Source organism: Amycolatopsis sp. NPDC004169 (genome assembly GCF_040610315.1).
Classification (GTDB): domain Bacteria; phylum Actinomycetota; class Actinomycetes; order Mycobacteriales; family Pseudonocardiaceae; genus Amycolatopsis.
Genome location: NZ_JBEXMD010000016.1, coordinates 28,536 through 42,130, shown reverse-complemented (window position 1 = coordinate 42,130; position 13,595 = coordinate 28,536). Strand labels below are relative to the sequence as shown.

Below are 13,595 nucleotides of genomic sequence, written 5' to 3'. Positions count from 1 at the left end.
GGGAGGGCCACACTCAACGCACCTTTACGGCAGGCCCGCGAGCCCCGCCGACACCGTGTTCGCGAACGCGTACCCCTGCGACGCGTCCCAGTTGATCGACCACGTCATCGCGCCGCGGATCGACGGGTACGTCGCCGACGGCTTGAACGAGCCGCACGATGTCCCGCGGGCCAGGCAGTTCAACGCCGACACCGTGTTCGCCGGGGCCTGGTAGCCGCCTCCCGCCGCCTGGGGCGAGGCCGGCAGGCCGAGGCCGACCTGGTCCGCCCTCAGGCCGCCCTGCAGCTGGATGCAGGCCAGCGCCGTCAGGAAGTCGACCGTTCCCTGCGAATAGACGTTGCCGTTGCAGCCGTTCATCGAACCGGAGTTGTAGTACTGCATGTTGACGATTGTCAGGATGTCCTTGATGTTCAGCGCCAGCTGGAAGTAGCCGCCCGCCGTGGACTGCATGTCGATCGTCTGCGGTGCCATCGTGATGACCTTGCCGCCGCCGTTGTGGATGCTGCGCAGCGCCTGGCCCATGTAGGTCGCGTTGATGCCGTTCTCGAGGTCGATGTCGACGCCGTCGAAGCCGTAGTTCGCGATCAGCGACTTGATGCTGTTCGCGAAGTTGGTGGCCGACGTCGAGTCCGCGACGCTGATCGTGCCGTTCTGGCCGCCGACCGAGATGATCACCTTCTGGCCGCGGGCCTGCACCGTCTTGACGTCGGCCTTGAACTGGGCGTCCGTGTAGCCGCCGAGCTGCGAGGACAGGCCGGAGTCGAGCGTGAAGCTCACCGCGCCGGGCGTGCCGGTGGCGTCGGCGAACGACACCGCGATGATGTTGTACTTCGTCGGGACGTCGGCGAGCTTCAGCGCCTTGGCGCCGTTGTAGAAGTTCTGCCAGTAGCCGGTCAGGACGTGCTTCGGCAGGTCACCCTGCGTCGGCGGCGTCGTGGTCGTCGTCGGCGGGGTGGTGGTCGGCGGCGTCGTCGGGGTGGTGGGGGTGGTCGGCGTCGTCGGCGTGGTGGTCGGCGGGGTGCCGGGACCGTCCAGGCTGACGTCGTCGGCGTAGTAGGCCGGCTGGCCGTACCAGCCGTGCAGGTACACCGTCAGCGACGTGCTCGAGCCGGTCGTGAAGCTCAGCGACAGCTGCTGGTAGCCGCTGGTGCCGGGCGTCCACGTGCTGGCCGTCGCCGAGCCGGAGACGCCGAGGTAGACGTAGCTGCCCTGGACCCAGCCCGACAGCTTGTACGCCGTGTTCGCCGAGACGGTGAGCGTCTGCGAGCACTGCGCGTTGTCCGACGAAGACGGCGTCGCGTTCAGGGCGCGGCTGCCGCCGTGCACCGGCGAGCTCACCGCGGCCGCCGTGCCGGTGCACGTCCAGCCCGTCGTGCCGGCTTCGAAGCCGGGGTTGGCCAGGATGTTCGCCGCCGAAGCACTGCCGGCGAGCACGAAGGTCACGCCGAGACACAGCGTCACCACGGAAAGTAAGGAAAGCAGAGCGAAGCGGACCTTGGGGACCACGGGAGACCTCCGTGACACTGGTGAGGCAGGTCACCACAAAGTGGACTAGACCAATCTGATTGTCAAGGAACCCCATCCGAAAGTCGGGGCGCCCGAAACGGCAGAATGTGACGATCGGATCCAGGTCAATCGGGAGCGTGTTGCAGTGAGCGTGTCGGTCGAGCAGAAGATCGCCGAAGAACTGGGCGTGCGCGAAGGACAGGTCAAGGCCGCCGTCGAGCTCCTCGACGGCGGGTCGACCGTGCCGTTCATCGCCCGCTACCGCAAGGAAGTCACCGGCATGCTCGACGACGCGCAGCTGCGCACGCTCGAGGAGCGGCTGCGCTACCTGCGGGAACTCGACGAGCGCCGGCTCGCCGTGCTCGAGTCCATCCGCAGCCAGGGCAAGCTGGACGACGCCCTCGAGGCGTCGATCCTCGCCGCGGACACCAAGTCGCGGCTGGAGGACATCTACCTCCCCTACAAGCCGAAGCGCCGCACGAAGGCGATGATCGCGCGCGAAGCGGGTCTCGAGCCGCTGGCCGACGGCCTGCTGAACGACCCGACGACGGATCCGCAGGCCGCCGCGGCGGTGTTCGTCGACGCGGACAAGGGCGTCGCGGACACCCAGGCGGCCCTCGACGGCGCCCGCGCGATCCTCGTCGAGCGCTTCGCCGAGGACGCCGACCTCATCGGTGACCTGCGGGAGAAGATGTGGGGCCAGGGGCACCTGGTCGCCAAGGTCCGCTCGGGCAAGGAGGAGGAAGGCGCGAAGTTCTCCGACTACTTCGACTTCTCCGAGCCGTACACGAAGCTCCCCTCGCACCGGATCCTCGCGATGCTGCGCGGCGAGAAGGAGGAGGTCCTCGACCTCACCATGGCGCCGGACGAGCCCACCGACGAGCCGCAGGTCGGCCCGACGGAGTACGAGCAGCGCATCGCCGCCAAGTTCGGCATCACCCAGCAGGGCCGCCCGGCCGACAAGTGGCTCGGTGACACCGTGCGCTGGGCGTGGCGCACCAAGATCCTCCTGCACCTGGGCATCGACCTGCGGATGCGGCTGCGCCAGGCGGCCGAGGACGACGCCGTGCGCGTGTTCGCGGCCAACCTGCGCGACCTGCTGCTGGCCGCGCCGGCCGGCACCCGCGCGACGATGGGCCTCGACCCGGGCTTCCGGACCGGCGTCAAGGTGGCCGTGGTGGACGCGACCGGCAAGGTCGTCGACACCCACGTCATCTACCCGCACCAGCCGGCGAACAAGTGGGACCAGTCGATCGCCGAGCTCGCGGCGCTGTGCGCGCGGCACCAGGTGGACCTGATCTCGATCGGCAACGGGACGGCGTCGCGCGAGACGGACAAGCTCGCGCAGGAGCTGATCAAGAAGCACCCGGAGCTGAAGCTGACGAAGGCGGTCGTGTCCGAGGCGGGCGCTTCGGTGTACTCGGCGTCGGCGTTCGCCTCGCAGGAACTGCCGAACATGGACGTCTCGCTGCGCGGCGCGGTCTCGATCGCGCGCCGGCTGCAGGACCCGCTGGCCGAGCTGGTGAAGATCGACCCGAAGTCGATCGGCGTCGGGCAGTACCAGCACGACCTGTCCGAGGTGTCGCTCTCGCGCTCGCTGGACGCGGTGGTCGAGGACTGCGTGAACGCGGTCGGCGTCGACGTCAACACGGCGTCGGCACCGCTGCTGACCCGGGTTTCGGGCATCACGACGGGCCTGGCGGAGAACATCGTCGCCCACCGCGACACGAACGGGCCGTTCCGCTCCCGCACGGCGCTGAAGGAGGTCGCGCGGCTCGGCCCGAAGGCGTTCGAGCAGTGCGCGGGCTTCCTCCGGATCCCGGACGGCGACGACCCGCTGGACTCCTCGGCGGTGCACCCGGAGGCGTACCCGGTGGTCCGCCGGATCCTGTCCAAGACCGGTACCGACATCCGGGCCCTGATCGGCAACACGCGGACGCTGTCGTCGCTGAAGCCTGCCGAGTTCGTCGACGAGCAGTTCGGCCTCCCGACCGTGACGGACATCCTCGCGGAGCTCGACAAGCCGGGCCGCGACCCCCGCCCGGCGTTCAAGACGGCCACGTTCGCCGACGGCGTGGACAAGATCTCCGACCTCAAGCCCGGCATGCGCCTGGAGGGCGTGGTGACGAACGTGGCGGCGTTCGGCGCGTTCATCGACGTGGGCGTGCACCAGGACGGGCTGGCGCACGTTTCGGCGCTGTCGAAGAACTTCGTGAAGGACCCGCGGGAGGTCGTGAAGCCAGGGGACATCGTGAAGGTGAAGGTCCTGGACGTGGACGTGCCCCGGAAGCGCATTTCGCTGACGCTGCGCCTGGACGACGAACCGGGTGCGGCCACCTCGCGTGGCGGCGGCGAGCGCCGGGACCGCGGCCAGGGCGGCGGCGGCCAGGGGCAGCGCCGCGGCGGCAGCGGCAACGACCGGCGGGGCGGCGGAGGCGGCCGTGACCGCGGCGGCAACGCGAGCGGCTCGATGGCCGACGCGCTCCGGCGGGCCGGGTTCGGCAAGTAGCTCTCCCCCGAAGGCGGGCCACCTGCGGGTGGCCCGCCTTCACTTCCCCCGGAGCGCGAAGAGGCCGGCCGCGAAGAGTGCCACCGGAACCACGCCTGCGGCCAGGCTGATCAGCCACGTTCCGCCGCGCCACCCCACCGGCGACGCGGCCAGGACCAGCCGCCGCACCAGGGCGGCCTCGACCACCGCCGTCAGCAGGAAACCCAGGCCCACGCTGAAGATCGCCGTCGCGCCGACGAACAGCAGGCCCGAGGCCGAGGCCGCGCCCAGCGGTACCGCCACTTCCCAGCGCACCACGCCGGCCGCCGCCGCGAGCAGGGCCAGCACGAACACGAACGCCACGACGAAGCCGATGCGCGCCGTCGCCGGGTGGGGGCCACGGGCGAAGATCCAGAATCCCGCGTCGAGGGCTGCCACGACCACCGCGAGCGCAACGAAGCCCGCACGGAAAGTCAGCACCTGATCACTCTAGCGGTGCGAAACTCGTTTCCACACTGCCCAGCGCGCCGAAGTCCGCCACCACGTGGCCGCCCGCGTGGATCGGGCACGGCGGTGTTGCCGTTCCCGTCGTCACGATGTCTCCCGGGCGCAACGCTTGCCCGTGGCGGGGCAGCTCCATCGCCAGCCAGTGCAGTGCCAGGCGCGGGTCGCCCAAGACCAGGCTGCCGCTCCCCCGGGAGAACTCTTCGCCGTCGGCGTGGAGGACCACCTGGCTGCGGGGCAGGTCGACGTCGCGCCAGCCCGGCACCGGGCTGCCCTCCACGAAGCGGCCCGAGCAGGCCGCGTCGGCGAGCAGTTGCGGGCCGCCCGCGTGGCGGTGGTCGGTGTAGCGGCTGTCCGGCAGCTCGATCGCCAGGAACATCGTGTCGACCGCGTCGAGCACCGCGGCCAGCGACGGCGACAGCCCCGGATCGGCCTTGAGCCGGAACGCGAACTCCGGCTCGGCCACGCCCATGGTCATGGTGTCCGCGGGGACCGGCGCGCCCTCGACGTGGTGGAACCGCGCGAACATCGCGCCCGCCAGCGGCCCGGCGACGCCGAGGTACTGGCGGGCGTACACCGTGGTCGCGCCGATCTTCCAGCCGGACACCGGCCCGGCCAGCTCGGCGAGCGCCGCCTGCACCGCCATGCCCTCGGCGTGGCCGTCCGGGCGGAGGTCGTCCGGGAGGCCGTCCAGCCGCTTGCCGGTCAGCCACGCGTCCCAGATCAGCTCCGCCGCCCGCTCTCGGTTCACGTCCGCGATCTTGCCAAGCGAAACACCGGGTGTCGATCGCCTTCCGCGACACCGCCACCGGGATCCTGCGGACGGGCGCGCAGCCCCCCGAGCCGGCGTTCGCCGCCGGACTCGATCACGGCTGCATGGCGTAGACCCCGGAGAGCTCCCGCACCCGCGCCCAGACGTTCTCGAACCGCGCGGCATCGACCACCGGCTTGCGCAGCGCGGCCAGCGCGATCGCCTGCTGGGCCTCGGTCGAGCTCGCCTTGCCGTTGAGGTCCACCGCCGCGACGCTGAAGTCCTGCACGAGCACCGCGAAGATCTGGTCGACGACCTCGTCGTCCAGGCCGGTGATCCCGGCCTGCTCCAGGATGAGCTGGCCGTACACGATCAGCGTGAACAGCTCGGCCAGCGCGAGCCCGAAGTCGAGGTCGGCCTGCTGCGCCTCGTCCGGCGCCGCCTCGGTGAGCAGCTTGACCAGGTACCCGGCCTGCTCGGTGAACAGCGCGACGTTCGGGATGTGCGCGGCTTCGGCGTAGGCGGTCTTCCAGTCGTGGAACCGGACCTTCGACAGGCCGCGCGCCGGGCCCTGCCGGAAGAGGAACTCGTCGTCCGCGGCGTCGGTGCGGGTGCCGACCGGCGCGTACTCCTGCGGCGCGAACAGGTAGTTCGGCATGAACTTGGCGATCAGGGCCAGGTTGACGGCCACCGTGCCTTCCAGCTTCGGCAGGCCGTCGATGTCGTTCTTGGACATCGCCAGGTAGGTGTCGGCCTCGAAGCCCTTGGCCGCGACGACGTCGGCGACCAGGCCGATCACCTTCTGCGCCTCGGTGGTCACCTTCATCTTGGTGATCGGGTTGAACAGCAGGTAGCGGCGGTCGTCCGGGTTCGCGCTGCGGAAGTAGTCGACCGCGCGGTCGGAGAACAGCTTCATCCCGATCAGCCGCGCGTACGCCTCGACGAACTCGCGGCGGACGTGCGGGAAGTCGGTGACGGGCTTGCCGTAGAGGACGCGGTTGTGCGCGTGCGTGATGGCTTCGTACAGCGAGTGCGTCGCCATGCCGATGCCGCCGAAGCACAGGTTGAACTTGCCGATGTTGACCGTGTTCAGCGCGGCGCTGAAGGCTTCGGCGCCGACGTGCAGGATGTCCTCTTCGCGGACCGGGTAGTCCTCGAGCCGGAACTCGGCGACGTACATCTGCGACGGCACGACGTTCTTGACCACGTGGTAGGCCGGGTGCTCGGAGTCGGCGTAGAAGAAGACGTACTGGTCCGGGCCTTCGACGCCGTCGATGCGGCCGAAGACCGACACCGTGCGCGCGCAGTTGCCGTTGCCGATGTAGTACTTGGAGCCGGTGGCGCGGTAGCCGTCGCCGTCCTCGGTCAGCACCATGTCGGAGGCGTAGATGTCGGCGCCGTGGTCCTTTTCGGACAGTCCGAAGGCGCCGACGCCGCCGGCGTCGAGTGCCGCCGCCGCGCGCTCGCGTGCGGCCGCGTTGGCGCTCTGCCAGACCGGGCCGAGGCCGAGGATGGTGACCTGCCACGGGTACCAGTAGTTGAGGCCGTAGAAGCCGAGGATTTCCGACAGCGCGGCGACGCGGCTGGTGTCCCAGCGCTTGTCCGGGTTGCCGCCGGCGTTCGCCGACGGGGTCAGGAAGGTCGAGAACAGGCCTTCCTTGCCCGCGAACTCGATGAAGTCCGCGTAGAAGGTGCGGTTGTGGTAGTCCTCGGTCAGCTTCGCCTTGCCGCGCTGCTCGAACCAGTCGATGGTGGCGCGCAGCAGGCGCCGCGTCTCGGCGTCGAAGTGCGCCGGGTCGTACTCGCGCGGGTTCAGCAGCATGGTCGTCCTCCTCGATTACCGACCGGTAACTTAGCAAGCCCGTCCGAGTGCGGGCAATCTCACTGGGGGAAGGTCACCGTTGTTCGGTACACTGATCTTGCGGGCCGCTCAGTTCTGCCTCGGCCCGCTGCTGTTGTCGACTACCACGCGCCGCGGCCGTTGACCGGTCTGCGCCGGGCAGGACAACCCTTCTCAGGTTATGGAGACCAGGGCACCCCCGTGCCCGCACGCTTATGAGCACTTTTTCCGAACTGGGCCTGCCGACCCCGCTCGTGGCCGCACTGGCCACCCAGGGCGTCACCGAGCCCTTCCCCATCCAGGCGGCGACCCTGCCGCACACGCTCGCCGGGCGTGACGTCCTCGGCCGCGGCCGCACCGGCTCCGGCAAGACCTACGGCTTCGTGCTGCCGGTGCTGGCCCGCCTCGCGGCGGGCCCGACGCGGCGCAAGCCGGGGCGTCCGCGCGCGCTGATCCTGGCGCCGACGCGCGAGCTCGCGACGCAGATCGAGGCGTCGATCCTGCCACTGGCCCGCCCGCTGGGCCTCAAGGCGACCACCATCTTCGGCGGCGTGAGCGCGAACCCGCAGATCACGAAGCTGCGTGACGGCGTCGACATCGTCGTCGCCTGCCCCGGCCGGCTCGCCGACCACATGCGCTCCGGGCACGTGAAGCTCGACGCCGTCGAGATCACCGTGCTGGACGAGGCCGACCACATGGCGGACCTGGGCTTCCTGCCCGAGGTCCGGCGGATCATGGACGCCACCCCCGAGCGCGGCCAGCGGCTGCTGTTCTCGGCGACGCTGGACAACGGCGTGGACGTGCTGGTCAAGCGCTTCATGGACGACCCGGTCCTGCACAGCGTCGACTCGGCCCAGTCCCCGGTGGCGACGATGGAGCACCACGTCCTGCACCTGGAGGAGACCCACCGGCTGCCGGTGCTGGTCGACCTGACGGCGGCGCCCGGCCGCACGCTGGTGTTCACGCGGACGAAGAGCCGCGCGAAGGCGCTGACGCGGAAGCTGAACGCTTCGGGCGTCCCGGCGGTGGAACTGCACGGCAACCTGGGCCAGAACGCCCGCACGCGCAACCTCGAGGCGTTCTCGTCGGGAACGGCCCGCACGCTGGTGGCGACGGACATCGCGGCCCGCGGCATCCACGTCGACGACGTCCGGCTGGTGATCCACGCGGACCCGCCGGTGGAGCACAAGGCGTACCTGCACCGCTCGGGCCGCACCGCCCGCGCGGGCGCGTCGGGCACGGTGGTGACGCTGATGACGGACGCGCAGGTCAGGGACGTGCGCGACCTGACCCGCAAGGCGGGTATCAAGCCGACGACGACCCAGCTGGGTCCGGGCCACCCGCTGCTGGCGGAGCTGGCCCCGGGCGAGCGGACGTTCTCCAAGGCACCGGCGGTGGACAACCGGCCGAAGAAGGTCTCGGCCACTGGGTCGGCACCTGGTGGCGGGCGCGGCCGGCGTGGTGGGGCTGCTGCGCCTGCGCCGAAGGAGAACCGTGGTGGGCAGCGGGCCCGGGCTGCCGGGCAGGCTCGGCAGGAGGAGCAGCGGTCGGCTGCTTCCGGGCGGGGCCGGTCTGGTGGGAACCGGAGGTCGGGTGGCGCGGAGGGAGCGGCTGGTCGTTCGGGCGGCAACGCTCGTTCGGGTGCGGCCACGGCTGCCTCGGGCGGTTCGCGTCGCTCCGGTGCCCCGGCTGCGGGCAACCGCCGGTCGAGCGGTGGAGCGGCGGCTTTCTCGGCCGGCACCCGGGCCGGCGGTCGCCGGTCGCGCTGATCGCAGGTGACACGTCCGGGCCCTGGCGCTGTGCGCCGGGGCCCGCGTCGTAACCAGACATCCCCCGCCGCTCCCACGGAATGAGCGGCCGGTCGTTCCGGCGGCAACGTCGCTCGGCTGCGACCACCGCCGCTTCCGGCGGTTCGCACCGCTCCGGCGCCCCACGGCGGTCAACCGGCGAAGTGACGGCCCGGCGGCTTTCTCGGCTGGTACCCGGGCCGGCGGTCGCGCTGGCTCCAGCTGACACGTCGGGCCCGGGCGGCCGGCCAGGCGCGACAGGCGAGCAGCGTTCGGCTGCCTAGGGCCGGAGCAGGTCGGGCGGCAACCGCAGGTCGGGCAGCGCGGCCAAGGCCGGGGGAACGGCGGCTCCTTTCCGAGTCGCTGGCCGAGCTGACTCCCAGCCAAGTCGCCGGTCGCCCCAGCCGAGCCGCAGGTCGGGCAGCGCAGTCGAGGCAGCAGGAGCGGCCGGTCGCTCCGGCGGCGACGTTCGCTCGAGCGGCTACGCCCCGCTCGGGTGCAGCCACCGCCGCTTCCGGCCGTTCGCGCCACTCCGGCTGCGGCCAACCGGCGGAGTGGCAGCGCCCTCGGCCCGTACCCGAGCTGGCGGTCGCGCTGATCCCAGCCAAGTCGCAGGTTGCGGCGACTCCAGCCGTGCCGCCGGTCGCGCTGACTCCGGCTGGCACGTTCGGGCCTCGGCGCGTTGTGCGCCGGGGCCCGCGTCGCAACCAGACATCCCCCGCCGCTCCCAAGGGGCGTCCCCTGGTCCAGTCTATCGGCTCTGACCTGCAAAAACCGGCCGCCAGCAAATCTGTGGACAACTCGGGCCGTTGTGGATAACCACCGTCAGCGCCACACGCTCAGCACCGCCGCCACCAGGGTCAGCTTCACCAGCCAATCCCCCGCGTGCAGCGCTGCCAGGCGGACCGGGACTCGCTCGTGCAGCACCGAACCCGCCAGGATCACCGCCGGGAAGCCTGCCCACACCGCCAGGGCCAACCCGAGCGCGCCCGCGATCCCGTCCACGCCCACCGCCGCGGTCAGCAGTGCGAACGCCGTCACCAGCACCAGCGTCCGTGCGAACTCCGCGCCCATCCGCCACGGTGACGGCCCGCTCGCCGCGCCCGCCGGGCTCAAGCGGGCCCGAACCCGCCCGAACGCCGTGTACCAAGCCGCGCTCGCCACGAATGCCGCCACCGTTGTCACCAGTACCGCGATCACCACTGTCCGCTCCTTCGCTCGGGGAGAATCGAAGGAGACGTCGGCGCCGGAAATGCCGCTTCGACAGCCAGGGAGGAAAACTTCTACAGGGACGAGGTCAGCCCGCGCGCCCGTAGGACTGCGCGTTCCAGCGGGCGGAACACCAGCAGCTCGATCCCCACCCCCACCAGCAGGATCAGGAAGATCGCCGCGATCACCGTCTCCATGCTGTTGAACGATGATCCCTGGTTCAGGTACGCGCCCAAGCCGACGCCCAGCTGAGGGGACAGCGCGATCAGCTCCGCCGCCATCAGCGAACGCCACGAGAACGCCCAGCCCTGCTTCAACCCGGCCAGGAAGCCCGGCAGGGCCGCCGGCAGCAGGATGTGGCGGGCCGATGACAGCCGGTTCGCGCCCATCACCTGGCCCACTCGCGGGAGGATCGGGGGGATCTGGTCGATCCCGGACACCAGGCCGTTGGCGATCGACGGGACCGACCCCAGCAGGACCACGAAGTAGATCGCCGCGTCGTTGATGCCGAACCACAGGATCGCCGCCGGGACCCAGGCCACCGACGGCAGGCTCTGCAGGCCCGTCAGCAGCGGCCCGATCGCCGCCCTGACGACCCGGACCTTCGCCACCACCAGGCCGAGCGGTGTTCCGATGAGCACGCCCGCGAGGAAGCCGAGCGCGGCCCGGTGCACCGATGTCCAGACGAAGCCGAACACCTTGCCGTCGACGACGATGCCCCAGAACTCGCTCCACACCGCCGCCGGGGACGGCAGCTGTGTCTCGGGCCAGAAGGCCGCGGCCCAGAGGACCTGCCAGACGACGAGCAGCACCACCAGCGCGCCCACCGGGGGCAGGAAGCCCCAGGCGAAGCGCTTCCAGAAGCCGGGACGGCGTTCCCCGACCGGGGCGTCGAGCGAATCCAGTCCGGCGCCGACCGCGTCCAGGTCGGCCTCGGCGGACCGGTCAAGCTGCGGCATGGGTGCTGATCACCTCACGCAGGTGTCCGGTGATTTCCTCGGTCAGCTCCTCGGCGTCGGCCGGCGCGACGTCCGTCCACTCGCGCACCACCCGGCCGGGGCGCGACGACAGCAGCACCACACGCTGGCCGAGGCGGACCGCCTCGCGCACGTCGTGCGTCACGAACAGCACCGACGTGCCCGTGCTGCGGTAGACGCGGAGCAGCTCGCCCTGCAGGACGTCGCGGGTGATGGCGTCGAGCGCCGCGAACGGCTCGTCCATCAGCAGCAGGGCCTGCTCCGGGTCGCCGCCGACGCGCAGCGTCGCGGCCAAGGCGCGGGCCAGTGCGACGCGCTGCCGCATGCCGCCGGACAGCTCGTGCGGCCGCTTGCCGCCCGCGCCGCTCAGCCGGACCAGTTCCAGCAGCTCGGCGACCTTCTCCCGCCGCTCGGTCCGGCCGAAGCCGGCCAGCCGCAGCGGCAGCTCGACGTTGCGGGCCGCGGTCAGCCACGGCATCAGCGCGGCCTCCTGGAACATCACCGCGGGCCGCGACGTGTTCAGCGTGATCTCGCCCGCCGACGGCGCGTCCAGTCCGGCGACCAGGTTGAGCAGCGTGCTCTTGCCGCAGCCGGACGCGCCGAGCAGGCAGACGAACTCGCCGGGCGCGACCGTCAGGTCCACGCCGTCGAGCGCGACGACCGCGCGGCCTGCCGTGCCGAACGCCTTGCGCACGCCGTCGAGACGCACCGCGGCCGCGCCGGTGGGGCGGGTCCGGCCGGTCGGGAGGGTCGTGGTCATCGCTGGCTGCCTCTCTCCGGATTACTTGCTGAGTTCGGGAGCGTCGACGGCGGGGAGGTTCTTGGCCTTCAGCACCTCGTTCAGCGGGCCGAAGTCCGCGAAGCCCTTCAGCGCGACGGCCGACTTCACCACGCCCGCCGTCACCGAGTCCTGCGCGAGCTGCGGGAATTCGGCGGCGATGGGGTCGGTGGTCAGCTCGATGCCGGAGAAGGCGCGGTCCAGGACGGCTGCGCTCAGGGTACTGCCGGCCAGCTCCTTGAGCGCGCCGTTGACCACGGTCTTCGCTTCCGCCGGGTTGGCCTTCGCCCAGTCGATGGCGGCGAGCTCGCCCTTGAGGAGCGCGCGGACGGTGTCCGGGTGCTGCTGCAGGAACTCGCTGCGCACGATGACGACGGTGGTCGGGAAGCGACCGCCCGGCCACAGCGTCTTCTCGTCGACCAGCACCTTCGCGCCGGCGTCGAGGACCAGCCGGGACGCCCACGGCTCGGGCAGCCAGCCGCCGTCGACCTCGCCCTTCTTGAAGGCGTCGAGCGTCTTCGGGTTGTCGAGGTTGGTGATCTTGACCTGGTCGGTCAGCTGCTTGCCGGCGAGGAACTTCTTGAGCGCGACGTCCTGGGTGTTGGCCAGCTGCGGGGTCGCGATGTTCTTGCCCTTGAGCCCGTCGACGCTGGTGATGTCCGGCTTGACGACCAGCTGCGCGCCGCCCGAGACGGCGCCGGAGATCAGCTGGATGGCGCCCTTGGACTTGGTGAAGGCGTTGATCGCCGGGCCGGAGCCGATGAAGGCGACGTCGAGGGAGCCGCCGAGCAGGGCGTTCACCTCTTCGGGGCCGGCGTTGAAGGTCTGGGTGGTGAGCTTGGTCGAGCCGAGCTCGGTCTTGAAGAAGTCCTTCTTGACGCCGATCAGGGCGGGCGCGTGGGTGACGTTCGGGAAGAACCCGACGCGGACCTCGCCGGCGGCGCCCTCGTTGGCGGCGGGAGCGGCGGTGCTGTCGGCGCGCGAACAGCCGGCGAGCGCGCCCACGACGGTCAGGGCGGCCAGCGCCGAGGCCAGGATTCTTCGAGGGGTGCGCACGTCAGCATCGCCTTTCGTCGGTGTGTCGGGGGCGAGGTTCGCACGGTCGCCGACTCAGGCACACAGCTTCCGCATCCCGGGATATCCGGTGAGATTTCTTGACATCGGCGGCCGCGGCGCTTACGGCCCGCGCAGAAAGTCACCCGAGCGGGCAACCGCTCGCGTCACCCGGACGTGGTAGAGGATGAACCACGCATACGGGAGGAAGTCATGACGAGCAAGGGCGCCGGCGTCCGCGTGGCGCTGGTCGTATTGTTCATCGGGTTCGGCCAGGCGTCGTTCGAGTGGCTCCGGTCACTGGGGATGGACGCGCTGACGAGCACGGTGGTGTGGGCGATCCCGGTGGTCGCCGCGGCAGCGGTGACGCTGGTGCTGTGGGTGGCGTCGGACCGGGCGTTCCTGCTGCGCAACTGGCTGCCGGTGGCCATCTCGATCCCGGTCTACCTGGGCGGGGCGTTCGGCCTGACGACCGCGACGGCGAGCATGGTGGCCTCGATCGTGTGCGGCGTGGGGCTGGGTGTGGCCGCGGTGGTGGTCGCCGGGCTGATCCGGTCGCGGCGGCGGGTCGAGGCGGGGCGGTAAAGGGAGTTGTCCACAGGTGAGCTTTCCTGTGGACAACTCGGGGGCCGGGCCCGCGCTCAACGGAGAGCTGCGGGATCGGCGGGGTTCGTCGCGTTGACACCGGGGCCGGGCCGTTTC

11 protein-coding genes are annotated in these 13,595 nt (G+C 71.1%); 3 read left to right on the top strand and 8 right to left on the bottom strand.

The annotated features are described in order from the left end of the window. Positions 1 to 24: 24 nt before the first annotated feature. Positions 25 to 1,506, bottom strand: coding sequence for a glycosyl hydrolase family 18 protein (locus tag ABZX11_RS22515; protein WP_354915868.1), 1,482 nt, complete (start codon positions 1,504 to 1,506; stop codon positions 25 to 27). Between the two features lie 145 nt (positions 1,507 to 1,651). Between ABZX11_RS22515 and ABZX11_RS22510 the strand changes: the two genes are divergently transcribed. After that, positions 1,652 to 4,015, top strand: coding sequence for a Tex family protein (locus tag ABZX11_RS22510; RefSeq protein ID WP_354915865.1), 2,364 nt, complete (start codon positions 1,652 to 1,654; stop codon positions 4,013 to 4,015). Between the two features lie 39 nt (positions 4,016 to 4,054). On the opposite strand, the gene ABZX11_RS22505 is transcribed toward ABZX11_RS22510, so the two are convergent. The 3 genes from ABZX11_RS22505 to ABZX11_RS22495 all read right to left on the bottom strand — a co-directional run bounded on the left by ABZX11_RS22505 (position 4,055) and on the right by ABZX11_RS22495 (position 7,071). Then, the gene (locus ABZX11_RS22505) at positions 4,055 to 4,474 is read right to left on the bottom strand and encodes a hypothetical protein (protein WP_354915863.1); all 420 of its coding nucleotides are present in this window, start codon (positions 4,472 to 4,474) and stop codon (positions 4,055 to 4,057) included. 4 nt (positions 4,475 to 4,478) lie between these two features. After that, the gene (locus tag ABZX11_RS22500) at positions 4,479 to 5,249 is read right to left on the bottom strand and encodes a fumarylacetoacetate hydrolase family protein (protein WP_354915861.1); all 771 of its coding nucleotides are present in this window, start codon (positions 5,247 to 5,249) and stop codon (positions 4,479 to 4,481) included. Between the two features lie 115 nt (positions 5,250 to 5,364). Beyond that, on the bottom strand, positions 5,365 to 7,071 hold the full coding sequence (locus ABZX11_RS22495) for an acyl-CoA dehydrogenase (RefSeq protein ID WP_176172521.1): 1,707 nt from the start codon (positions 7,069 to 7,071) through the stop codon (positions 5,365 to 5,367). Between the two features lie 233 nt (positions 7,072 to 7,304). Between ABZX11_RS22495 and ABZX11_RS22490 the strand changes: the two genes are divergently transcribed. Further along, positions 7,305 to 8,858 carry a DEAD/DEAH box helicase gene (locus ABZX11_RS22490; RefSeq protein ID WP_176172522.1) on the top strand — a complete coding sequence of 518 codons (1,554 nt, stop codon included), beginning with the start codon at positions 7,305 to 7,307 and terminating at the stop codon, positions 8,856 to 8,858. Positions 8,859 to 9,701: 843 nt separating this feature from the next. Here ABZX11_RS22490 and ABZX11_RS22485 read toward each other — a convergent pair. The 4 genes from ABZX11_RS22485 to ABZX11_RS22470 form a co-directional block, all read right to left on the bottom strand. Continuing rightward, entirely contained in the window at positions 9,702 to 10,079 is a 378-nt protein-coding gene (locus ABZX11_RS22485) for a DUF1761 domain-containing protein (protein WP_354915859.1), read from the bottom strand. Between the two features lie 80 nt (positions 10,080 to 10,159). Further along, positions 10,160 to 11,044: an ABC transporter permease gene (locus ABZX11_RS22480; RefSeq protein ID WP_354915856.1), complete on the bottom strand. Its 885-nt coding sequence runs from the start codon at positions 11,042 to 11,044 to the stop codon at positions 10,160 to 10,162. Then, on the bottom strand, positions 11,031 to 11,822 hold the full coding sequence (locus tag ABZX11_RS22475) for an ABC transporter ATP-binding protein (protein WP_176172524.1): 792 nt from the start codon (positions 11,820 to 11,822) through the stop codon (positions 11,031 to 11,033). Before ABZX11_RS22475 ends, ABZX11_RS22480 begins: the two co-directional genes overlap by 14 nt. 21 nt (positions 11,823 to 11,843) lie before the next feature. Beyond that, complete coding sequence (locus ABZX11_RS22470; RefSeq protein ID WP_354915852.1) at positions 11,844 to 12,896, bottom strand: ABC transporter substrate-binding protein; 1,053 nt, start codon at positions 12,894 to 12,896, stop codon at positions 11,844 to 11,846. Positions 12,897 to 13,106: 210 nt separating this feature from the next. Here ABZX11_RS22470 and ABZX11_RS22465 point away from each other — a divergent pair, with 210 nt between their 5' ends. Beyond that, the gene (locus ABZX11_RS22465; RefSeq protein WP_354915849.1) at positions 13,107 to 13,478 is read left to right on the top strand and encodes a hypothetical protein; all 372 of its coding nucleotides are present in this window, start codon (positions 13,107 to 13,109) and stop codon (positions 13,476 to 13,478) included. Positions 13,479 to 13,595 lie beyond the last annotated feature (117 nt).